The organism is Rossellomorea vietnamensis (assembly GCF_008180415.1).
Classification (GTDB): Bacteria; Bacillota; Bacilli; order Bacillales; family Bacillaceae_B; genus Rossellomorea; species Rossellomorea vietnamensis_C.
The window spans coordinates 286013-309087 of record NZ_VTEI01000003.1; the positions used below are offsets into that span (position 1 = coordinate 286013).

Consider the following 23075-nt stretch of genomic DNA (forward strand, 5'->3'; position numbering starts at 1 on the left):
ATGGATTCAAAGAAAAAAGTCAACCCTTCTTCCGATTTAAGGAAGTATAGTTGACTCTTTCTTTGTTAAGAGAATTTGATATTAAATTCAGTATATTTTCAGTGCCCTCCCACAAGGGGCTGATGCTTTTTCTCTGCTATACTCGATTCTTAAAAGGAATGCCGTACGGCAAAACCACGGTCATTGACCACGTAAAAGTCATCGGAGGAAAAGTCGATCAATCCTCTGCCGACAAACTGGTTAAATTGGTTGGGGAGTAATAGCAAGAACTAAAAAAACAAGGGGACAGGTCTTATGCTGAATAATGAAGCATGAGACTTGTCCCTTTGCTTTCACAGAACGAGAAGTCTGTCCCCCTTACACCCCAAGATCATAAAAAGATTCCTGCCCCAGATGTTGAACGTATTCTCGAACTAAAGATTCTAAATCCGTGGAATTATCGATATTAATCCAGTCACCAATCCCTCCTAAATAACAAAACCTTTCCACTTCAAAACTGCGTTCATCTTCATCTATTAAAACAAAACGCATTTGTGTGTCGTAGTGTTTATATTTATCTAAAAGTTGGGGTGGAACGGGTAATTCTTGTTCGGCAGTCACCCCCAGGATACGATTACTAAAACCCCTACAAATGGGTTTTCCTTTTAAACCACCGGGTAAGACAATAACTAAATTAGATATGAAAGGATCGTTTCTATTGCCTCTCAACAAAAAGTCACTTCTTTTACTCGTAGTAATTCTTCTAGGAGCAGCAATTCTTGTTTCTGTCTATAATTTAGTAACTCAATCACCTAAAGAAACGGTAGTGAAAATAATGGAGAATATCGAAGAAAAGAAGGAAGTTGAGGAACTCTCTAACGAAAATCAAGAAAAACTGCAATACTTTTTCCAATTTTCCAGAGAGAAAAACTTAGAGAGTCCCCAATTCATTATTCGTGATTACCCTAATAGATCAGATATCATCACCGTTACGTTTGAAATCATCCAAAACAATAAACAAAGCGGCGTAGAAGCCGTTTATGAAGGTCACGCTGACTTTTCATTAACCAAACAAGGTCTTAATTGGGAGGTACAGGATATCGAAGTCACGCCTTACAGAAAAGAAAGTTAATCTGCCTTTGTGAATACTTAAATGGGACGGTTCCAATGCTGCCTTTCGCACCACAGGAACCGCCCCTCTCTATTTACCCGCCACCCTAAAATACTCACAATCATAACCGATATCTAATGTATAACCCATTACCAGGCATTGATCATTGTTTCTGCATATAATCGATAAACCGGCTTGTGGCAATCTTTCGGTCTGGAGAAAACAGCTCCAACCCTCTATCAATCTCCACAAGCTTCACTTTCCTCACATACTCATGAATGCTGGTCCACTTGTTGTCCCAAACACTTCTACCCAAATATACCAATACACATAACTGGAGCTGACCGTCTTCCCAAAATCCGAAATACTCTCCTTCGTTCCCTTCATCAGCAGATGAACATGGTTATCCATCAAACAGTAGCCATACAACTCAATTGAGCTAACTTTCATGAACCTAGAGTAACATTTGTTGTCCATCTAATGAAAACGAGAGGTGGGCAACCACTTCTCTTTGCAGCCTTTAACGTCATGGGGGCTGTTAAATCATTCTATTGTAAACCACCTTTTTTGCATGCCAAGGCATACGGTGGTTTTTTCTAGTTTTTCTCTCTGAAACGCATCCTATCCTTCGAACTTCACTTAGAAATTTATACTCTACCTATTCCATAATCTCTATCATATCAACTATTTCTCCCGAATTGTAAATACCTGGAGGGGCGAGGAACCTGACTAAGACACTGAAAAAGCAGCTTTTTTCTCACCCGCTAAGCACTTCAACTATTTTAACTTTCTTTCGTCTTCATACCGATTTCTTACTTTTTCATTCCAATATCTCACATATGCTTCATATCCGGTTTGAGTTATAAGAAAAGGAATATGTTGCTCAAGTGTTAGCTTATAAGCTGGCAGAGTGGATATACCGAGCTCTCTTGCTCTTGTTACACGATGGCGGCCATCAATTAGATGGTCTTGGTTTCTAGGATTGAATTCTACAAGGATGATAGGCGTTGATAGATTTACAGTTGGACATGATTCAGGTTAATGTTTGTATATTCAACTGTAAGTAGTCTCATGTCCATTTGTTTAAATCCCTGTAGAACTTAATGGCGGTGTTCATAAGTTCTTGAGTGATGTTCGAGATGGTGATTGCTTTCTAGCCTTAGATACAAACCTTCTTGTTAATAGTAATTTTTTCACTGAGGAAAATAAATATGTTCGTTTCATAGTCAGTCAAAATGCTATTAATTTCTTTGAAAATGCAGTAAAAGAAAACACGGAAAATTCAGAACTGGCACAAGCAACATTGCAAAGACTAGAGATAGCTTCACAACAAGGATTCAATATCTCCACTGTAATAGCCTACGCTGATGAGGTTAAAGAATTAGGTTTAGAGCATACATTCCCAGCAACTGTCATGGCATCTTTTTATTATGCTGCCATAGATGCTGAACAGAAGAATAACAGAAGACTATTCGTTGTGACATTACCAGGAGAACAAGAAGGTATTTCAATTGCAAATCACTTAGGGTTACCTACATACATAATGCAAGTTTAAATAGTTAGGTTTTTGACTAATAATGCAATCATATAATTAAGTGCTAAGAGTTAGGACTTGATATTACCTATTAGGCAAGGAAAGGAGACATGGCGTGCAGCCATGTCTCTTTTCCTTGCCGTACATAGAAACTTTTGCACTTCGATGAATATGCCACAGACATGGAGGTTTCAGCAATATGTGTGGTCACGCTTCCTTATTCATCCTGCTTAGACGCGGGTTAAGAAATGATAAAGGTGTTGAATGACCAATACGCCCACATCCAGTGCTCATTCCCATTAAGCTAAATGGCCAAGAAAAAGAGACATGTAGCGATGAAATGTGTATTTTCAATAAAGGTTACTCTGCTCCTCGATTTAAGAAGAAAATAACCTTCTTTTCTTTATTTAGAATAATTTAGTAGGATAAGGAACCTGTCCCTATGTCCCTACCACAAAAAGAAAAAAACACACCAAACCTTCGACAAATCTCGGGGCGTCACTGTGACAGTACTTATGGTGGGACGAGGAACCTGTCCCTGTGTCCCTAAAGCAACTCTACAAAGAAGCAGGCAACTCCCCAGACTCGATCCTTATATACTCTGGTATCTCTCAACCCTAATTACAATCGGTGCCTCGAGAACAACCTGCTCAATTGTAAGAATTTGGTGGGACAAGGAACCTGTCCCTCTGTCCCTTGCAGCCTAAGAACCGTCCCCTTGTCTAAATGTGTAAATATTTATTGGCACAAGAAAAACTGCCCTTTAATTAGTAGTTCGCCAGCTTATCAAGGACATTATTCGATACAGCTGCTTCTCCTCCCAAAATGGTATAAAAAGGCGGCACTTGCTGTTTCAAATAACTCTCAACTGTTCCAGGAACACGGTTTTTTTCAACAAGAATAATGGGTTCAGAATATTTGGCTGCCAAAACAGATCCTGTCAGAGCATCCGCAAAGTTCTCACCGGTTGCAATCGTTACCATATCACTTGACATAGGCAGAGATTTTGCAATCCGAACCGATGTGTCATAACGATCTTTTCCAGCTATTCTCTGTGGATTTTTGGATTTCAACTGGCTGAATACGTTTGCTGTAATGACACCTGTTCCACCTACAACAACCGTTTCGTTAACATTCTTCAATGCAGACTGTGTTTCACGCGGCAGAGAATCCTTTTCGCTCAGTAAAATAGGAAGTCCATTTTCAGCTGCATAAGGAGCCACCGATAGGGCATCAGGGAAATTTCCACCAAAGGCGATAACGGCTTTATTATAACCACCAAGTTCTGCTGCAATCTTTGCAGCGGTATCATAACGGCTCTTGCCTCCTATACGTCTTACGTTCAACCCCATCTCTTCCCTTAATTCTTTTTCTACACCTGATAATATGGCGCTGGTCCCGCCCAGGATGATGACATTAGAAGCACCTAAATTCTTAATTTGTGCTTTTACAGCCTTATGCAAAGTATTCTTTGGGTTCAACAAAATGGGGGCATCCTTTTGATAGGCAAGCGGGGCTCCAGCCAACGCATCTGGAAATGTACTGTCCCTTGCCAAAATGACTGTATCAGCCCCTGCCGGCCATCCCATATTCGATATTTCTACTGCGGTTTCATACCTGTTATTGCCCGAAACCCTTAGAATATTGTCATAATAAGGAACCTCTTCTTCCAAAGAGAAGGCAGCCAGTGCATACAGTCCACCTCCACCATTCTCTAAAAGGTCTGTAGCAAAGATGTAGTATGTTCCAGGATTTACATCATTATAGACTAGTGCCTTAGCTCCGTCTTCTAGGGCGGCTTCATCAGGCTCCATAGCATTATAATAAGCATCCACCAAAATGAATCCTAAATCATTGTAATAGGACTCCTGAGTTCCTACCAATCCCAAATCCTGTGTGGAATCTATTTCAATTTCAAAAATATCGATGTCCTCGGACCATCCGAATGATCCGATGACATAATCTCCGAGATTAACAGGATCTGCAAGATCAAAGGTATCATTCGGTTCTGCCTCATATACTTCCCCGAGTAATTTCACCTTATCATCTGAAGTCCCTTTCTCAAACTTCTCTTTGACTCCAGAAACCGCCTCATTCAGCTTTTCCATCCTTTTATTTGACGGTGCGTCAAAAGGAATATCCTGCAGGTCCTTCTTAATAGAAGTATGCGATTCTGCGGTCTCAATTCCGAGCGCACTTCCACCGCTCAATACTAAAGAACTCACCGTGACTGCCGAAACAACTATCATTCTTAATACCTTCCAATTCTTCATCAACCATTCCCCTTTTAATGTAATAAATAGGAATTTCAATCTAATAACAAGTATAGCTCACATTTGGTAGTTTTTGTTAGTGTTATCGTTTTTATTTTTATCAATCTTCCATTTATAGTTCATTAATAGGAGTATTACCATGGGTACTATTTATTGGAGAGTAGAACTGGGGCGTTCACCCTCAGGCTTTCCGATACGTGACAATATATCTGCTTCATAGAATTGAAACAAGGCAACAAAGCTTGAAGCTGTCATTGACTCTATCAATAGTGAAAGTGCAAAAAGATAGGTTATGATGACATGTCTTTTTGCATGGATTCCCTCCGCTGGGGGCAGGAATCTGTCCCACTACACCAAATATCCAAAATAAAAACACCATTCCCTCGATTGATTATCGAGAGAAAGGTGTTTTTTAAATTTTATTATTACAAATTATTATGTACAGACGCGTCTGATCCTTTAAGAGGCAAAGACCCTTTCCGGACTAATAAAAAGTAAGACAAGAAGGCCAAAAAGCTTGCAGCCAAGATAATGATCCCCATTGGAAGCGCGGAGTACTCACCCGCTACTCCAACAAGCGGAGCTGTTAAGGAACCAAGCAGGAACGGCAGCACCCCTAATAAAGCAGATGCACTTCCCGCCACATGCCCTTTCGTTTCAATCGCCAGTGAAAATGACGCTGTTCCGATAATACTGATGCACATGACTAAAAAGAAAATAGGAATCGCTACAAATAGAAGCGGTGCCTTTAGAATAATGGCTGCTAGCAACAATACAGCAGCTGTATTGGAAATCCCTAATCCAATTTTCAAGAATGTTTTTTCCGGTATATAATCTGACAGCCGGCCAACCAGTTGAGTCCCTATGATTAAGCCCACTCCATTTACTCCAAATAAGAAGCTGAAAGTTTGAGGTGAAACGCCGTAAATGTTTTGGTAGACAAAAGAAATACCCGACACATAAGCGAAGATTCCTGCTGTTATAAAGCCTTGAGTAAAGGCATATCCCGCAAATTCACGGTCCTTTAATAACATTCCAAAGTTCTTAATGACTTGCTTGAAATTCCCTGGTACCCGTTTTTCAGTTGGCAACGTTTCTTCAAGTTTCAAGGTAACGGTGAATGTGAAGATCACGCCGATACATGCAAGGACAATAAAGACTCCTTTCCAACTCGTAAACGTCAGAATCGCACCGCCTATAATGGGCGCAATAATGGGACCAAGATTTCCAACCAACATTAAAGAAGCAAAAAACTTCGTCAGTTCCCTCCCATTAAACAGATCCCGTGCAATGGCTCTTGAAATAACCAGTCCGCCTGCAGCTGCAAAGCCTTGAATAAAACGAGAAACGATCAATGTATAAATATTTGGTGCAATGGCACAAGTTACAGAGGACAAAAAATACAAAGTGAGGAAGATGACCAATGGTTTACGGCGACCATGTACATCACTCATAGGTCCTATAATTAATTGACCCAATCCGAGTCCTAATAAACAAGTGGTTAAACTGATTTGGACCAACGAAGCATTTGTATGAAAATCATTAACAATCGTAGGAAATGAAGGTAAATACGTGTCAATCGTAAATGGACCTAAAATGGCAAGTGACCCCAGCAGAAATACCAGCTGTACTCTTTTAGTCTTTGATAAATTCAATATTCTATCGCCTTTCTCATTATGGAGATTAATTGTTTGATAAATACCTTTGTTATTGTATAACTTCCTGCAAGGTTTTTCACTTAAAATGCAATGTTATTATTTGGGTTTTTCAGCGATTGAAGGAAGGGATGAGTGGGCTGGCCCCTCGTCCCTCTCTTACTGTGCACATATACAGAAAAAAAAGACATGTCATGATAACATGTCTCTGTGCTAAAGAAATAGCCGGTACCAACGGATGGATGAAAAGCCTTCCCCCTCCCCAAGTAGGAATTTTCCAGCTAAAGAATATTCTAAATATAATGAACCTCCATCTAAAATGGGGATATACGGTAGGACGAGGACCCTGTCCCTCTGTCTCGAACTACCCCCAATTGCACCGCACCTAAAAGACACCATTCAACAGTATTTTGCAAAACAAGATTTTACAATATATATTCCGAGTCGCCACATCCTCATTCAAAAAATGTTCTAGTTTCTATTTGGAAAATCAGATCCTTACAAAGATTTTACAGAAGCACAACAAATCAAAATCAGATATTTCTAATACGCCACCCACACCAAAAGTAAATATTGTTCCTATGTCGCTCCTGCCCGCTCAAGGGGGTCCAACAGGAAGTGGCGAAACCATGCCCGCCAATCGATAATGGCTCTAAAAAGGGAGCTCTCATCATTGGTCAATCAGGATAACTTCCGTAAAACATTGGGTAAACACCTAAAGATTAAAAGAGAAGAACTCGACTAATCACAAGAAAAATCCGCCTGGGATGCCGGCCTGGATCACAAAAACTTGTGCAAAATCGAACGCGGTGTAAAAGGGCCATCCATCCGCACCCTTTACAAGCTCCGCCAAACACATAAAATAAGCATTGATCAGTTACTAGATGATGTGAAAGCTGACTTAGAAGAAGGAGATGACTAAGTGAGGGCGTCTCCTTACGAAAATCCAGAAAAGGAGCCATGCTTTGAAACAAGAATTTTCTATGACTAAGGACAATGTAACCTATCGTTTTACTTTTATAGGATTTCCCGATAAGAAAAACAGCTATGGTGAAATCTACGTGACTGACAGCAGCCACACTACATATGTACTCAGGGGATTTGACCGGCAAGCTGTTCTTAAAGAGGCGAAAAAGAGGATAGCAGATAAATAGACAAGCAAGCTCAGGAGAAATTAATGCATAATAAAAATACACTAATACCCACTCTAACAATGAGCACAGAAAAAGAGACATGTTGCAAACATTACTTCTTCCCAATAAAGCCTATGACAGGAACAGGCTGCTTTTCCCTATCTTAACCTCTAAAAAGGACTCTGGGCTATGGAACAATTGGTTGATATGATGAACCTGTCCATGTTCATAGCAAACAAACAATGGGCCTAATTAAATTCAGATGAAGCTCTCCCTTCTCTATCCAAAGTAAGGCTACTGCAATATCTCTCCCGCTTCTCCCATGATGCACCTTCATAATAGTCCAGCAAACTAGAGAGATTAATAAAACCAGGGGCCGTTAAATGTTCGTTCTTATAATACTTATAACTGCTCCAAGGATAGTGTTCCGGCAGTTTGACCATCCTCGCCTCTACCGGATTGAGATGGATATAACGGCTGACTTCCAGCATCCCTTCCTTACTGGCAATAAACTTGTCATAGAATCGCTTTTCATAGACATGACCTGTGAGCCGGTATTTCGTATTATAGTAATTGGCATATCGCTTATTGATAAGGCCCATGATCTTGGAAAGAGATATTTTCTTTGAACGCAGCTGCAAATGGTAATGGTTATTCATGAGGCAAAAGGAGGCAATCTCAAAGGGGTATTTTTCGTGGATTTGATAGAGGATGTGGAGAAAAGCTTGAAAATCGTCTTCATCCCGGAAAAGCGGATCCCTGCGGTTTCCCCGGGTCACGATGTGATAGAAGCGTTCAGGTATATGAACTCTCTTTTTGAAAGGCATACTTATTTTCCCTCGCAATCAAATGTGGTTTATTCATGTCCCATCTTCTCAGCTTCATGGCTTCCCAAATGGCTCCATCCGATAGTTGTTCCTCTCCTGCTAAATCTGAAATGGTTCTCGCTAGCCGGATAATCTTGATTTGCACGCGATTGCTCCAATTTTGCTTGGAGGAAACACGAGTTAGCAGTTGTCTCTGTTCATTTGAAAGTGGACTGGCTGCCATCATTTTTTCAAAAGGGACATTGCTATTGGACACTTCTTCTCCGTACCGATCAAACTGCTCCAAGTGAGCTGCCTCTACTCTCTTCCTTATATCAGCCGAAGATTCCTTCACATGGGATGGCTTATTGACATTCACCAATTGTAAAGATAAGAGAATATCCATTCGGTCATAAATAGGACCTGACAACCGATTTCTGTAGGCCTGGATTTGCTTTTGGGAACAGGTGCAGTAATGATGAGGAGATCCGAGGTATCCACAAGGACAAGGATTCATGGCTCCCACTAGGATAAAAGAAGAAGGATACGTCATGGAATGTGCCCTGCTAATCGTTACCTCACCTGTTTCAAGAGGCTGGCGGAGCATGTCAAGCGTCTTCTTACTGAACTCTGCGATCTCATCCAGAAAAAGCACTCCCTGATGGGCCAACGAAATTTCACCAGGCCTTGGATTCGATCCACCACCAATAATCGCAACAGCTGAAGCAGAATGATGAGGATGCCTGAAAGGGGCAGAAAGATCACGAAGACGTTTCTCACCTGCAATCTGATATAAACTCATTACTTCAAGAAGGGCTTTGTTCGAAAGCGGGGGCAAAATGGAAGGAAACGTTTCCGCCAGCAAGCTTTTCCCACAGCCCGGTGGTCCATTCATAAGCACATTATGCCCACCCGCCGCAGCAATCTCTAATGCCCGCTTAGCCCCATCATGTCCAATCACATGACAAAAATCCTTTTGAAATGAACCCGGATTTGCAATAAATGCTCTCTCTGAAATAGAACGAGGAGACAGCAATAAACTCTCCTGGCCTTCCAAATGCCCAACCACTTCTTCGATATGACGAACCACCACACACTCTACCTCCTGCAGCATATGAAAAGGGAGTGCCGGATCATCCGGCAGATAAATCAATCTAATTCCCAGGCCCTTCGCAGCAATAATAGCTGGCAGTATCCCTTCCCCACTCACAACCGACCCATCAAGTGACAGCCCGCCAACAAACGCCGTGTCTGCCGGAATCTCACACTTCACTTCCCCCAACTCCTTCAAAGCAGCCACAGCAATCGCCAAATCAAACAATGCACCATTCTTCTTCTGATCAGAAGGAGACAAATTAACCACCACCTTCCTATCCGTCACATCCAAATCAAAATGAGCAAGCGAAGCCAACACCCGCTCCCTCGACTCCTTAACCGAAGCATCCGGCAAACCCACAATCACCATAGACTCCGTATCCTGGGAAATCCGAACCTCCCCCCCAACCCGGTAACCCTCCAACCCTTTCAAACCAACACTTGTCACCTTACTCGTCATAAACCAGCCTCCATTATAAAATTTTTCATAAATAACAAAAAAGAGAAATGAACAAAAAGAAGAAAACACGATGTTAAGAAGTTGTACCTCAGTAGAATGTAAAGGGGAGAAAACAGAAGAAAAAAACCAATAACCTAAACTTCAACAAAACAACCAAAAAACCTCCAACAAAAACCAAAAAAACACCCCAAAACCTTCGACAAATCTCGGGGCGTCACTGTGACGTAAAAGTGTTGAGATTGTTGAGTTATCGTGTTGAATTTGTGGTATAATTAATTTAAGAAAAAGAAGGAGGAGTGAATATGTTTATTACAAAATGGCAGACCGACCAAGGCTTATGGCAAAGTGCATTAACTTTGGTTAGAAGTCGACATTATACTGACGCCGCTGAAGTGATAAAAGCCATTGCTGCTCAGACTGTTCAATCTATTGGAGGAACAATCTCCTTTCAATCATTTCCTACTCCAACAAAGAAACTAGAAGAAGAAGAAGTACTATATATGCAGGCACTTTCGAAAGAAATAGCTCAATTAGCAGAAGAAAGAAAAAAGGATAAAGTAGCAGAACTAACTACAGAGTATTTAGATCGTTTTGTTCATTTACTTTCTGAAACTAAGAGAGATTCGGATTATTTGCATAGGGAACTACTGAAAGGACTAATTGAATTCAAATTAACATCTCAAGAGAAACATTTTAAGCTTGTTAAAACTGTCAAAACTTTTGATAAATCCACTTTACCTAAAACTGTTTCTGTTGAGTTTGAAAAGGCAGGTTATGTGACTCCAAGTGAAGCCGCAGTAATTGGAGGAGTTTCTGATCAAACGATTCGCCGTTGGTGTGAAAAAGGAAAATTTCCAGAAGCTTTTAAAACGGATGGCGGACACTGGAGAATTCCCCAAAAATACTTCAAAATGTCCATTGAACAGGCTAGAGAAGCTGATGCGTTCATGAAGAAAGCAGATGAAGAAACCCGTGATCAGTTAGGAGGCGATGTGGATGAGTTCGACCTCGATCTTGACTACTCCTAAAGCGATGATTGATACGACTGTCTTATGTGGTGCTTTACTTACTGATGGAGTAAACCGCTAATTACTCAAAATCGCCCGATTGGGAGTTTATCAGCCGATTATTTCAAATGTGTGCTTATTGGAATTTGTAAAAAATGCTTCTAATGGCTTTGGCAGTAAGAATAAAAAGAAGATCTTCGATTGGAAGACGATTGATTCTTTCCTGGATCTTTTCGTCTTCCCTGCATTACAAGGCCAGGACGTCACCAATAGTGTTGTATCCCGAAATAGTTACCACGTTATCAAAATGCTTACCAAGAAATCATCTATATCGATTGGAGAGGCACTCCTAGAAGTTGCTGCCTGTTCAAAAGCAATAGCAAAGCAGCATGAAATGAAGCTCCCTTTAGAAAAGTTTGACATCCATGATTTTCATGTGTGGTCCACCGCCGTTGAGACAGAATGTAACTACATAGTCACTAAGAACACACGTCGCTTTCCTCCGCAGATTGGACTAATTATTCGCATTGACCCTGCTGCCTTTATAGATTCCTCCAGCATTAACAATAGCATTAACACAAAGTGTTGAATCTTAATTGATGAAAACTGTTTAAATTTATTTTTTGAAAACTGTTGATTTCTACTTGACGTTACAAAAGGACAAAAAGAAGAAAACACGATGCATCCTCAGGAGAATATAAAAGGGATAGGGAAAAAAACAGAAGAAAAAAACAATAACCCTCCAACAAAAAGCAAAAAACACCCCAAAACCTTCGACAAATCTCGGGGCGTCACTGTGACCATCATTAAAAATAAGCTTTGGTCACTACCCTGCCCCCTCCTCTGCAGCTTAACCCCCTCCCAAATATGCTCATCCAAAATTTCTTCAGAAAGCCCAAGATCCGCAATTGTCCGGTCGAGTCTGAGAATCTTGATCAGCGCACGGTTGCTTAGATGATTCTTAGAGGACAGCTGCCTGATCAGTTGGTGCTGGCTATGTGATAGAGAGCTGTTTTTCAACAATCGGTCATATGTGACCCTGCCGTTACAGATTTGTTCCCCGTATCGGTCATGCTGTCTTTCCCTAGCTTCGGAAATACGTTTGCGGACTACTTCTGAATCTTCCTTTTCTGTTTGCTGCTCTCTCTGTAAATCTACGGGTTTTAAGGAAAGGTGGATATCAAAGCGGTCACGGATAGGACCAGAAAGCCGATTGTGGTAAGCGGTGATTTGCTTTGGGGTACATGTGCAGTAATTCGTGAAGGAGTGGAGATAACCGCAGGGACATGGATTCATCGCACCTATCAAGATGAAGGATGCTGGATAGTTGACGGTGGAATGGGCTCGGCTGATGGTTACCGAGCCGCTTTCGAGCGGCTGCCTCAGCATATCGAGGGTCTTCTTATGAGAACTCGGCGATTTCATCCAGAAACAGAACCCCTCTATGGGCAAGGGTAAACCGAGTTTCTACTATTATAAAGACGGTTAATCTTCCCCTTTCTCCCTTCAAATTTCCCGGTTCATTTTCAATGCGATCTTACCCCCTCAAAACAAGAAAATAGCCCACCTCCTTAAATGGAGATGAGCCTGATTGGTCGTTTTTCTTCTATATATAAAGCTTTATTAAACGTATGCAGTTTTAAAATTTTATTAATGCTCCAAGCTTTCACCGTCCTCGTTTTCTATACTTTCATGAGCCTGTTCATTCTTTGGGAAGTCGGACCATTTTATTGGTGGATTTAAAGTTTGAAGTAAATTCTGAAGTAATTTCGTCATTTTAGCTTTTTGCTGAGTGGATAAATAATTTACATAGTAACCATTATTAAAGATCTTCTCAATCCTTGACAACAAATTTAAAGTTAGATTATGCATGAATGTATGACTACTTTTAGAATAACCAGCTCTTAAACTACTTTCACAGACAAATTCTTTCACAGTTTCATAGTTTTTAGTGTGTTGTTCGATTATCTGGTCAATACATTCTTTTGTGTCTTCCTCCGGTATATCCTTAAATGCATTTTCATTGGTAGCTTTTTTTATGATATCAACAGTGGACTTATTGATTTGTCTATCTATATATTTATCTGCAATGTAATTTTTCGTTTCTTCACTTAAATTCAATTTATGAATATCAGTGAATGCATGCCTACCAGCACCAGCTTTCTCTCCTCTTCTTAGCCATTCTGGATTAACTTCGGAGCCACGTATATATTTATTTACAGTCTCTTCATTGACATCACAAAGGCTTGCAATTAACCTGGCATCGTAATTTTTATTTTCTAATAGACGGTTAATCATTCTTTCCAGCTGGTATGCAGTTCTCTTCTTGGTGTGTAACTCTATCCCTAACCTTTTAACTATTCTTTCCTCTTCTGATGATAGCTTTTCTACATTACATTCGGCATCTTCTATTTCTAAAAACTCAAGGGCATAAAAGCGACGGTACCCATCCACTAACACATATTGATTCTTACCTTCTTCCTCAACAACTAACGGTACTTTTAGTCCTTGTCTATTAATGCTTAATTCTAAACTTAAATCCTTCTCACTTTTTCGATAACTTGTTTCCAACCTTATCTGGGAAAGTTTAATTTTCCTTGGCTGCTTGCTCATGTTGAACCACCCATTTCACTTTTATTAATGGGTATTCAATGAGTAAATTGTACTATTACAAAAATTTACCGTTTAAACCAAAAATTTTAAGCTCATCACCGGTTAAGATGATGAGCTACAGTGGATTTTACCTTACTTTACCATGACACTTTTTAAACCTTCTCTTACTTCCACAATAACATTTTTCTTTAGGATTCATTGGTTCTCTTTCTTTATCTAGTAGCTCAATGATATTTTGTAGTTCCTTTGTCATTTGGGTATTATTAGACAAAACAAAAGATTCTAAATTCTCTTTTGCAATCGGATACCATTTATAGCGACATATATGAATACCTAACTGATATGCGTCAAAAGCTGAATGATATTCTCCTTTACCTACATAAGCAAGCCCTTTAGTCATATGTGCAACTGTTGATACATCCTGTGCTATTATTTTATCTGCTAATTCTATAGCCTCATCATATTGATGATTTATTGCATAAGCATAAGCTAAGGTTTCTTTATTGGCTCCAATCTTTTCTAGGAAGGGAATTGCTTGAACATATTTTTCTTCAAATAAGAGCTTTTCCATTTTATTATAGTCATCATCAGCTTGTTGGATTGTGACTTGAATTTCTTGTACAGATCCTATTGGCTCCTGAAGCTTTACTTCTATGTTCGTCTTTATTGGCGGTAATTCCTCTGAGTTAATTTTCAAAAGTTTGTTAACCATAGATAAAATGTTATATTCACCTTCTTGCCTCAATGAAGAAAGTTGATTAAAGAAATCTTCAGGAGTAAATGTCCGAGCATTTACAACATAACTAATTGCACTTTGATTTTTTATGATTTTATCCCATTCTTTTCTCTTTTCAAAATCATCGAATTTCAAACCAAAACTCGAATATTTAATCCACCCTAGGTGTTGAATTATCATCATCCGATTTAGATCAGTTTCTTGATTTTTCAACTGTACAGAAATAAGTGTTGTCATTGGAATATTAAGATCCTTTTCAAGTTGCTGAATTTCTTTTTCTCTTTCAGCATCATCGATATGCTCCCATTTTTCATTTATTTCAATTACGCTATCCAAGAGTTCCTGGCTTATTTCAGTAGGAGGAATTATAGGGTTTCCAATTTTATCCTCAAGGATAGATAACTTTTTCAAAAACTCGCCTTCAAAGGTAGAAAGTGTATTATCTAAATTCGGACATGCTGAAGTTACTAATCGGCTTTTATCTTTCCCTAATATATAAGTGCGTCTATAATCAAGCCCGCGTATTTTACTTAAAATAGAATACCATTTATTCCATTCCTTTGCTGAAGCAAACGGTGATGGCTCAATATTAAAGTTAACATTCCCTTTTGACCTGAACTTCAATTTCACCATATAAGGTGCATTATCAGCATTTCTGTCATTAGATAATTGTATAGATAATGTCCTATTAAGAGGGTCTTCAACTAAATCGGCCCAAAATTCAGTTTCTAAAAAGGGCAACTCAGAATGATTGGGTCTAAACTCCATCATTACCATTCTGCCTTCTTTACTCTCATAGCCTTCAATATTCAAATCTTTTATGTCTATATCTTTATACACCCTAAAAGCTTGGCCAGAACTTGCTGAAGCTAAATATAACGACATGAAGCTAGAATGGCTATAATCCGTCTTTTTAACCTTAGTACTTATAGTAAATGTTTTAGAATCACTGTCATTCACTTCTTTTTTTTTACTTGTTGATCTAAAACATCCTTACTTACTTCCAATTTCTCTGGATCTAGGTGTTGGACTAATGAAAGGAATGATCCTAATTCCTTATGAAGGGAATTTTGGATATTTTCCATAGCGAATATAATCTCATCTTCTTTAGATAAAGAAGGTTTTTTCGATACATCTTGCATATAGCCATTAAGGATAAGTAAATCTAATACCACAGAACGATTTAATTGCGCAAAATTAGGGTCCATTTGCTTTTCATTTAATAGATTATCTAATACAGTAGGAGAGTTCCTTATCAATAGCAATCTATCTTCTCTATCACCGTGGAATATTCTATGTGAATATATTCTGTATGCAATATCATCAAAGATTTCCCCGATACTACCTCTAAGATAAGGTAAGCTAATAAATTTAAATATATAGTCTGTATTTTTCAGGGAATTGAAAACCTTTCTGCAAGTATCTTCACTTGCTGTTAACTTGTATTGTCCGTTTGATGTGTCAAACTCTAGAATACCTGTTGTTCTAAAGGTTCCTAAGATTTTCTTTATAATACTTTTTTCTCTTTTATTTAACACTTCATTTATTTCCTGTTCTGTATGAGGCTTTTCAGCCAGCGCTAAAAATATCTCCTTAGTAACTAAATCTTCACAATGTAGATTTAATAATACATCACTTATAATGATTTTGTTTTCTAAAAATAATTCATTAACCTGAGTCAACTTGGCCTTTATCTCCGTTACCATTTCTTCCATTAACTCTTCCATTTCCCAATCATCAGCATTAGCAGAGATTACTATTAAGTTTCTATTACTATTCATTCTGCTAACACCATGCACATTTTCATGCCTTTTGTGATGCTTCATGCTAAATTCATCAGGTTCCAAAACATTCATTAGGAGTTTAGATGTTCTACCTTTAGTTACATGCAACTCATCAGCGAAACGTAACATAGCTCCTAGTAATCTTAATCTCACTACAGTCCCTAGTCCATAAGAAACTTCTTGCTGCAGAGAATCTAAAGGAACCTTTCTGTGTGCCTCAGCTATATCTGCAATTAATTTTGCTTCTGTAAAATCTAGCCCTAAAACATCTGCTTCAGTAACAATTCTTTCCTTTGAAAAATAATTATGAGCATTCCTTCTATATGCTTCATAGTCTTGTCTCCCTAAGTCTGCTTGCTGGCCAACCATGCCAATATCATGTAATAACGTTGCAGCAATAAGAAGAAACTTTTCATCTTCTGTTAGCAGATCATATTCCTTATCTAGCAAAATATCATAAACGTTCTCCACTCCTAATGAATGATCTAGTGAATGGTCAGTAAAATTAATTAAAGTATTTGTAGTTCTTCCTAGAACTGGTTTTACCTTTTGATTTAATTCATCTAATTTAGATTTATATGGCGTAGAAAGTGACCTTCTAATTCCTGATTCTTTATATTCATTTGTTTCCACTAAAAAATACTCCCTTTCCAAGACAAGTTTTATCTACTTATTGCTAGAAGAATAGTAATCCCTATGTAAAAAAAATTAAAATCCTTTTTCTAAATTATAACAAATCTCTAACTTATGCATTGCAAAAATATATTTATGCACCTTTGTTTTCTTGTAGCATCCAATTTATTAGCTGCTTACGATCTACCAACCTAACCTGGTTTGAACTTGCTAATTTTTTTGCTTGTTCTGTAAAAAAGCTATTCGTAATTACCCAGCACTCATCAGCTTTATAATGACTTTTAGCTGAAGCTACTTCCTGTATAGCTTTTACTCCAACATTTTTCTTGTATCGCTTAGCTTGAATAATTATTTTCCTGCCTTTTGCTGATAAAATTAGGTCCGCCCCATAGTCGCCACTTGCTGGTGTTAATTGTACATAATAGCCTTTTGCTTTTAATAAGGCTTGAAGATATTCTTCAAACTTCCTGCCCGACATTATATCAACTTCTAAAATACCTGACTTTCTGAGTTTTTGTTCCCTCAGCACATTAACTATCAATGCAAAAATTAGGAAACCACCAAAAAATACTATTATCCCTAAAGTTAATAAAGGTTCAGCCGTTAACATAGTCCAAAGTAAGTCTAATCCCATTTTAAATCCATCAAAAAAATCCAGTCCCATACCACTCTACTCCTATTACTCAATTTTCAAATTACTTTTTTGAGGATGATAATTTATCCAATCCCCAGCTAAAGGGATAACTGCAAAAGTAACCCTTTATGTCATTTCGACTTTGACTTTCGACGTCCTAGTTCGTAGCATTCTCTACAACCTCTTGGTTTGTTAGTTTTACTACCCTTTCTACTGTAAACAGAGGCTTGCCATTCGTGCCCTTTATCGCAATTCCACCACACTTTTTTACTTGAACCAGCCGTAATATCATAAGGTGTAAGATTTTCATTTTTTGTTGGATGCCATTGAGAAGCAAGCTTTGGATTAACCACAGCTAAGCAGTTATCTTTTCCAACCTTTTTTCCCACACAGTATGGACACCCTTCACCCCTATTCCGATGATTCGGAGCCGCCTTGTAAGAATGCCCCTTAGAACACTTCCACCAGAATTTCCGATTAGAATTCGGGAGAATGTCAAAAGGAGTAAGATCCTTGTTTTTATCGTAATCCCACTCATATGCAAGTTCTTTCTTTACTGTACCTAGTGATGTTTCCATTGTAGCAATTTGCCCATCACACACTGGACAACCATGGCCCTTTTTTCTAGTAGAAGGTGCTGATTCCCAACTATGCCCATCTTCACAAGTCCACCATAATTTGAAGCTAGAACCATAAGAAAAGTGCTCTGGCCCAAACGGAAAGTTCTTTTCTAAATCGAATTCCTTTGTTAACAAACTACTATTTTGTTTTATATTGTTTCTCTGTTCTATTGGGGGTACTTGACTAAGGATTTTAAATCTTTGTTCTTCTATGTGGATTTCTTTTAAAGACTCTATTCTATGTTTTTCTTCTTCCGAGATGTTTACTACTTGGGTTATGTAATATAAAGAAGCCATGATTTCTTTTTTAAGCTGAGTTCTATTTTTATTTGAAAATGTAATATTAATAACACCTTGTAACGGAACTTCAGATAACCCTTGTTCCCGCATTCTAATAAGAACATTACGGTGCTTAATAAGTTGACTGCTTTTTTCGGTGTCAATTGAAAGTCTGTCCCGGTGATGAAATTCACTATCGTATTCCAATATTAGTTTGTACTTTGGTACATATATGTCCACCTTGTAACTTTTGTCCCCAGCATCTATCTTATGATTAAATTTGACCTCTTGAAATACCTTGCTATAAAAATAGACAAACGCTAATTCTTCAAAAGACACATTATACTTTTCTTTACATTTGGGGCATGCTGTTTTTTGGCTAGTTCGGTGGTTAGGTGTCGTTGGCCATTCATGATTACACTCTTTACATTTCCACCAAACTTTTTTATCTGAATACGCATGTATTTGATCGGGCGTTAATGTGCCATTTTTTGTTGGATGCCACTCTTCTAGCACATCAGGATTAATAGTTGCTAATGCATTTTCTTCTGTTACAACTTTACCTGCACACTTCGGACAACCATTTCCATGTTTTCTATTAGTGATTGTTGATAGCCATGGATAACCACATATAGAGCACTTCCAATATACCTTTCTAGTAGATCCTGCTGTTACATCATCTGAGGTTAAATTTCCATTTTTGTTAGAGTGCCATTCCAAAGCCAGTATAGGGTGCGTCTTGGTTAATGGTTCTTGGAATCTACCAAAACAAATAGGACAGCCAGTTCCTCGATTTCTGGAATTTATTCTAGCTTCCCACTCATGCCCTTGCTCACAAATCCACCAAGCAAAATTATTGGTACCAGCTGCAACATCATCTGGTCTGATAACCCCATTCTTTGAGGGATGCCACTCTGAAGCTAGCTTCGGATTCTTTTGTGAAAGGGGGGTATATTTTCTTGCCATTTTGGAACTCCTTACTCTCGTTTTTCGCAATACTTATTACCAGTTATATTTTACCATTTTAAAACCAGTATAAGAACATATAGTCTATTAAACTGTTAGAAATATGTATAAATTCTATTATATATTAAAAGAGAGTAACCCTAATAAAACAAAAAATGGCCCACCTCCATAATTGGAGATGAGCCTGATTGGTTGTTTTACCTCTATTAAATTTTTACTCTGCATACTATTAACCTTACAAACCTGATAATGAAACACTTCCCTAGTTCCTCTCTTTTCCCGAGCTTTAAATCTTTCTAGTATTCCCTGCTTCATTAATGGTCTCAAAATAACCTAGAAGGTGTGTGTATCAGAATCCATCCTCTCATTCATAAAATCAACAATCTCTTTAACTGATTTTGGTTCCTCGCAAAATACTAACAGCTCCTCCACCTCAGGCCTATTTAGTAACGCCTCATGCTTTTCCTTCGTTTTCTGCTTCTTATGCTGCCTTTGTATTTCCACATAGTCATCATAGGTTTCTGGCATTTCTTGCTCCAGTTCAAATATTAGGTGGTAGGTGAGCGTTCCATCTTTACACACCTCTGCACGACTTATAAATTCTTGAAACAAATCTTCAGGAAAGTCCTCACTTCCGCCTTCCACATACTTTCTCACTTTTTTCATGATTTCCTTAAACAGCTTTCTTTCTTGTTCCACACGTCTTTCGCGTTCACTAAATTGCTTCAGTCGTTCATGCAGTTCCACCAACTCTTCAGTCAATTGATCTACCAGCTGAGTGTTTTGGCCGTTATCCTGAATCCCATCTTCAACGGCACTGTACAAAGTTTGGTTTTGTTTTTTTACTCTTTCCTGCAATGCTGCTCTTTCTTTTTCCTCTCATCTCTTAGCTCTAATCTCTTTATCCAATGCAAGACGTCATTCGTAAAATTAGGATCAGTATGAATTTGGTTTAAAAAGCGAATGAAGTGCCATTCCAAATAATCCTGGCGAATACGCCTTGTATCGCATCGTTCAGTTCTATATCTCTGAGCATGGCGACAGCACACCCAGAAGTGCGTTTCATTTGGTTTTTCCCATCGTCTCTCTACATGCCGTCTATGCCCCATCAAATACCCACATTCACCACAATACAGCTTTTCAATAAAAGCTTGATTTTTCATTGCATCTCTTTCATACTTCCGGTGTCCATCCTTAACAAATCCTTTATTTCGTTTACGTTCTTCTAAAATATCTTGAACCCGGTCCCAGTCCTTCGGCTTAATAATTGCCTCATGATGATTTTCAACATAATACTGTGGTTCCTCTCCTTGATTACGAATGACCTTGGATTGTAATGTATCTACAGTGACATGCTTTTGAAATAGACAATCACCTTTATAGACTTCATCCGTTAGCATCCCCATCACTGATTTAGGGTTCCAATAATCTTTTCCTGTCACTGTTTTAATTCCGTCCTGTGCTAATTCTTCACAGATTTTATTTACTGTCTTCCCTTTTAACACATCAGGTAAATACGTTTGATGATGTTGGCTTGCTCTGGTTGGATATGCCACCGATATTCATCGTCAACCAAATACCCATACGTAGCTTGCTTCCACCCGATAATTCCTCGTTTGGCCTGACTTCAATATCCCCAAGCCCCCATAAAATGGCCCACCCCCTGAATGGAGATGTGCCTGATTGGTCGTTTTTCATCTATATATAATTTTGTAATTCCTGGCTGTCTTTATGTGTTAAGTAATTCATTTGCCTTTCTTAGAGAAAATTCTAATAAGAGCAATCCAAAAGATGTTAGAGCAACCCCGTCACCACTATTTGATAAATACGAATTATAAGAAGTAATGTTTATAAACCAACCGAAGATATCACCGAATAGGGCAGCAATGGGGAGAATGATGATAATAATAATAACTACCCAGATATAGACTCCTACTTTAAGACGAATCATTCTAGATAAAATTGGATAAAAAGCGATTGAAAAAGGAATCCAAAAAGCTAGGTGTTTCAAAAGAAATATTGGCTGAAAATTTGAAGTGACCCAAAGAAAATAACCTAGTAAACCAGTGACCACTAATATCAATATGGCAGCTAATAATTCAAAGGATATAACGGCCCATAAACCATACCTCTTAATACACTTTGGAGCCTTCCATTGAAAAAATCCAACTATGAATACTACCGACACAAATAACGCCACAGCAAAGAGTTTAGAATCAGACACAATTACGTCAAGGCCTATACTCGGCATTTTAAAGGCCATTACTATTTTCGTTAATCCCATACCAAGCATGTTTAATGAAACAAACAATATGAAAAAGTAGAACCAATAAAAATTTTTATTCTTTTGCTTTATTTCTTTAAACTTAAAAGTCTTCCTAATAGGGCGGTAAATAAATTCTAATAGCCCCTCATTAAATTGTTTTTTAATCCAATCTTTCATGCAATAATCTCTCCTACCATAACTTTGATATAGATCTACAGAAAACTAAAAATCCACAACCATATAAGTTGTTTAAATTAACCATATTAGTATTTGTTAACTTGTTAGATACTCTATTTTATTCTACCAAAATTTTTTGTGTAGACATTTTAATTATCAATTTTTTTATTATGGTAGGTGGTAGATTACTAGATTACACTTATTCCTGCGCTTCTTTTACATAATACATATATTCTCTAAAATTCTCCCTTTTTCTCAAGATGTTTTCCCCATTTGTTTCCTTTCCAGCATGAATGCTAACATCTCTTTCACGGTCCTCGGTTCATGACAGTACTAGAGAAGAGCTGCCACTTCTGGGCCTCTAAGAAAGGCTTCATGTTTTGCTTTTACCTTCCCCCACCGCTCTTTTTCACATTGTTCCTGAAAAGTAGAATACACCTCGTCAGTCGCCCACCCCAACCCAAAGCGTAAGTGGTACACAATGCTGCCATCTTAATATACAGAGGCATGTTTCAAAACGTCCGTGTAGTTTTCACTTGGAAAGGCTTTTGATTCACTTTTTATATATGCTTTCAAGGTTTTATAAAACGCTTGAGTGCTTTCCGTTCCTCTTCCGCTTTTTCCTTCCGGTCTCGAAAAGCCACAAGCTTCTCATACATGGCACATAGTTTTTCAGTCAATTGGTCAACACGCTCTGTATCTCGCCCTTGACCATGAAGGCCTTCATCTACCACCTGATAAAGATATGCAATAGAGGACGGAACTAAAGCATTAGATACCAAAGCGGCTTCCGAAATTTGTGCCTTTTTTCACTTTTGGGGAATGATGGTCAACAAAGGCTACCTTCCTTTATGGATTTTCAAAAGTGCCTCCGGACCCTCCGTCGTAAGACTCTTTCATCTGTTAAAACCTTACATAGAGGAACGGAGAAAAACGAATAATCACTACTATGCTATTGATTTCGAATATCTGTAAAAAAAATCGAAAGAACATATAAGATCAAATACGTTCCACCTGCACTCCCAGGCAATGAATTATTAGAGACAAAACCAGTGAATAAAAACTAGATAAGTACTTACAACACTATAGAGTAAACCTGGACAACTTGTTGTTCGGGTTCTTTTTCTTTTAATGGCGTTCATTGGGATGAGATAGTTTTGTGCTAAAGTCCCTCATTACTCAAGTGAAAATGAAACCCTTTATAAATGCACACAGATTTGTTAGAGGTAGTATACAAAATCTAACATCCATACATAAATCTAAGTAAAGAGTCCGGACACTTAAGCTCCAGCTTCATTGCAAGAGCTACTTAAA

The 23075-nt window shown here is 38.4% G+C and carries 22 protein-coding genes; 8 read left to right on the forward strand and 14 right to left on the reverse strand.

From position 1 onward, the window contains the following. The first annotated feature begins 50 nt into the window (after window positions 1-50). Window positions 51-260: a hypothetical protein gene (locus tag FZC78_RS07565; RefSeq protein ID WP_148939043.1), complete on the forward strand. Its 210-nt coding sequence runs from the start codon at window positions 51-53 to the stop codon at window positions 258-260. A 97-nt stretch (window positions 261-357) separates the two neighbouring features. Here FZC78_RS07565 and FZC78_RS07570 read toward each other — a convergent pair whose 3' ends face one another. Continuing rightward, the gene (locus FZC78_RS07570; RefSeq protein WP_148939044.1) at window positions 358-708 is read right to left on the reverse strand and encodes a hypothetical protein; all 351 of its coding nucleotides are present in this window, start codon (window positions 706-708) and stop codon (window positions 358-360) included. Between FZC78_RS07570 and FZC78_RS07575 the strand changes: the two genes are divergently transcribed. After that, on the forward strand, window positions 698-1111 hold the full coding sequence (locus tag FZC78_RS07575) for a hypothetical protein (protein ID WP_148939045.1): 414 nt from the start codon (window positions 698-700) through the stop codon (window positions 1109-1111). The genes FZC78_RS07570 and FZC78_RS07575 overlap by 11 nt on opposite strands. A 1102-nt stretch (window positions 1112-2213) precedes the next feature. After that, window positions 2214-2645, forward strand: coding sequence for a hypothetical protein (locus FZC78_RS07580; RefSeq protein ID WP_148939046.1), 432 nt, complete (start codon window positions 2214-2216; stop codon window positions 2643-2645). 746 nt (window positions 2646-3391) lie between these two features. Here FZC78_RS07580 and FZC78_RS07585 read toward each other — a convergent pair. Both FZC78_RS07585 and FZC78_RS07590 read right to left on the reverse strand, forming a co-directional pair. Next, complete coding sequence (locus FZC78_RS07585) at window positions 3392-4897, reverse strand: cell wall-binding repeat-containing protein (protein ID WP_148939047.1); 1506 nt, start codon at window positions 4895-4897, stop codon at window positions 3392-3394. A gap of 425 nt (window positions 4898-5322) precedes the next feature. Next, window positions 5323-6555, reverse strand: a complete 1233-nt coding sequence (locus tag FZC78_RS07590; protein ID WP_187444872.1) for a Bcr/CflA family multidrug efflux MFS transporter — start codon at window positions 6553-6555, stop codon at window positions 5323-5325. Between the two features lie 787 nt (window positions 6556-7342). On the opposite strand from FZC78_RS07590, the gene FZC78_RS24530 reads away from it, so the two are divergent. Continuing rightward, a complete protein-coding gene (locus FZC78_RS24530; RefSeq protein ID WP_148939049.1) occupies window positions 7343-7474 on the forward strand; it encodes a helix-turn-helix transcriptional regulator in 132 nt (43 codons plus the stop codon). A 43-nt stretch (window positions 7475-7517) separates the two neighbouring features. Next, window positions 7518-7706 carry a hypothetical protein gene (locus FZC78_RS07600; protein WP_148939050.1) on the forward strand — a complete coding sequence of 63 codons (189 nt, stop codon included), beginning with the start codon at window positions 7518-7520 and terminating at the stop codon, window positions 7704-7706. A 227-nt stretch (window positions 7707-7933) separates the two neighbouring features. On the opposite strand, the gene FZC78_RS07605 is transcribed toward FZC78_RS07600, so the two are convergent. Both FZC78_RS07605 and FZC78_RS07610 read right to left on the reverse strand, forming a co-directional pair. After that, window positions 7934-8512, reverse strand: coding sequence for an REP-associated tyrosine transposase (locus FZC78_RS07605; protein ID WP_148939051.1), 579 nt, complete (start codon window positions 8510-8512; stop codon window positions 7934-7936). Further along, window positions 8481-10046, reverse strand: a complete 1566-nt coding sequence (locus tag FZC78_RS07610) for a YifB family Mg chelatase-like AAA ATPase (protein ID WP_148939052.1) — start codon at window positions 10044-10046, stop codon at window positions 8481-8483. The genes FZC78_RS07605 and FZC78_RS07610 overlap by 32 nt, the downstream gene beginning before the upstream one ends. Before the next feature lie 302 nt (window positions 10047-10348). Between FZC78_RS07610 and FZC78_RS07615 the strand changes: the two genes are divergently transcribed. Together FZC78_RS07615 and FZC78_RS07620 are read left to right on the forward strand one after the other, a co-directional pair. Further along, entirely contained in the window at window positions 10349-11074 is a 726-nt protein-coding gene (locus FZC78_RS07615; RefSeq protein ID WP_148939053.1) for a helix-turn-helix domain-containing protein, read from the forward strand. Between the two features lie 109 nt (window positions 11075-11183). Then, window positions 11184-11642, forward strand: coding sequence for a PIN domain-containing protein (locus FZC78_RS07620; RefSeq protein ID WP_187444842.1), 459 nt, complete (start codon window positions 11184-11186; stop codon window positions 11640-11642). Window positions 11643-11740: 98 nt separating this feature from the next. Here FZC78_RS07620 and FZC78_RS07625 read toward each other — a convergent pair whose 3' ends face one another. The 9 genes from FZC78_RS07625 to FZC78_RS07665 form a co-directional block, all read right to left on the reverse strand. Then, window positions 11741-12478 (reverse strand): ATP-binding protein, encoded by a 738-nt coding sequence (locus FZC78_RS07625; RefSeq protein ID WP_187444843.1) that lies wholly within the window; start codon window positions 12476-12478, stop codon window positions 11741-11743. Window positions 12479-12703: 225 nt separating this feature from the next. After that, window positions 12704-13666 (reverse strand): ParB/RepB/Spo0J family partition protein, encoded by a 963-nt coding sequence (locus FZC78_RS07630; protein ID WP_148939055.1) that lies wholly within the window; start codon window positions 13664-13666, stop codon window positions 12704-12706. Window positions 13667-13793: 127 nt separating this feature from the next. After that, window positions 13794-15362: an SEC-C domain-containing protein gene (locus FZC78_RS07635; protein ID WP_148939056.1), complete on the reverse strand. Its 1569-nt coding sequence runs from the start codon at window positions 15360-15362 to the stop codon at window positions 13794-13796. Beyond that, window positions 15359-16819: an HD domain-containing protein gene (locus FZC78_RS07640; RefSeq protein WP_187444844.1), complete on the reverse strand. Its 1461-nt coding sequence runs from the start codon at window positions 16817-16819 to the stop codon at window positions 15359-15361. The genes FZC78_RS07635 and FZC78_RS07640 overlap by 4 nt, the downstream gene beginning before the upstream one ends. Before the next feature lie 133 nt (window positions 16820-16952). Then, window positions 16953-17483, reverse strand: coding sequence for a restriction endonuclease (locus tag FZC78_RS07645; RefSeq protein ID WP_252183541.1), 531 nt, complete (start codon window positions 17481-17483; stop codon window positions 16953-16955). A 101-nt stretch (window positions 17484-17584) separates the two neighbouring features. Continuing rightward, the gene (locus FZC78_RS07650; RefSeq protein ID WP_148939058.1) at window positions 17585-19318 is read right to left on the reverse strand and encodes a zinc-ribbon domain-containing protein; all 1734 of its coding nucleotides are present in this window, start codon (window positions 19316-19318) and stop codon (window positions 17585-17587) included. Window positions 19319-19651: 333 nt separating this feature from the next. Further along, window positions 19652-20176, reverse strand: coding sequence for a hypothetical protein (locus tag FZC78_RS07655; RefSeq protein WP_148939059.1), 525 nt, complete (start codon window positions 20174-20176; stop codon window positions 19652-19654). Continuing rightward, window positions 20161-20874 carry a recombinase family protein gene (locus FZC78_RS07660; protein WP_148939060.1) on the reverse strand — a complete coding sequence of 238 codons (714 nt, stop codon included), beginning with the start codon at window positions 20872-20874 and terminating at the stop codon, window positions 20161-20163. The genes FZC78_RS07655 and FZC78_RS07660 overlap by 16 nt, the downstream gene beginning before the upstream one ends. Before the next feature lie 173 nt (window positions 20875-21047). After that, window positions 21048-21761, reverse strand: coding sequence for a hypothetical protein (locus tag FZC78_RS07665; RefSeq protein WP_148939061.1), 714 nt, complete (start codon window positions 21759-21761; stop codon window positions 21048-21050). Between the two features lie 750 nt (window positions 21762-22511). On the opposite strand from FZC78_RS07665, the gene FZC78_RS24860 reads away from it, so the two are divergent. Further along, a complete protein-coding gene (locus FZC78_RS24860; protein WP_435874070.1) occupies window positions 22512-22736 on the forward strand; it encodes a DUF4760 domain-containing protein in 225 nt (74 codons plus the stop codon). The last annotated feature ends 339 nt before the right edge of the window (window positions 22737-23075 follow it).

Coding starts and splice junctions, on each gene's coding strand:
- FZC78_RS07615 (WP_148939053.1), top strand. CDS start 10,349: ATGTTTATTACAAAATGGCAGACCGACCAAGGCTTATGGCAAAGTGCA.
- FZC78_RS07630 (WP_148939055.1), bottom strand. CDS start 13,666: ATGAGCAAGCAGCCAAGGAAAATTAAACTTTCCCAGATAAGGTTGGAA.
- FZC78_RS07665 (WP_148939061.1), bottom strand. CDS start 21,761: ATGAAAGATTGGATTAAAAAACAATTTAATGAGGGGCTATTAGAATTT.
- FZC78_RS07605 (WP_148939051.1), bottom strand. CDS start 8,512: ATGCCTTTCAAAAAGAGAGTTCATATACCTGAACGCTTCTATCACATC.
- FZC78_RS07610 (WP_148939052.1), bottom strand. CDS start 10,046: ATGACGAGTAAGGTGACAAGTGTTGGTTTGAAAGGGTTGGAGGGTTAC.
- FZC78_RS07645 (WP_252183541.1), bottom strand. CDS start 17,483: ATGGGACTGGATTTTTTTGATGGATTTAAAATGGGATTAGACTTACTT.
- FZC78_RS07585 (WP_148939047.1), bottom strand. CDS start 4,897: ATGAAGAATTGGAAGGTATTAAGAATGATAGTTGTTTCGGCAGTCACG.
- FZC78_RS07625 (WP_187444843.1), bottom strand. CDS start 12,478: ATGAAATCGCCGAGTTCTCATAAGAAGACCCTCGATATGCTGAGGCAG.
- FZC78_RS07650 (WP_148939058.1), bottom strand. CDS start 19,318: ATGGCAAGAAAATATACCCCCCTTTCACAAAAGAATCCGAAGCTAGCT.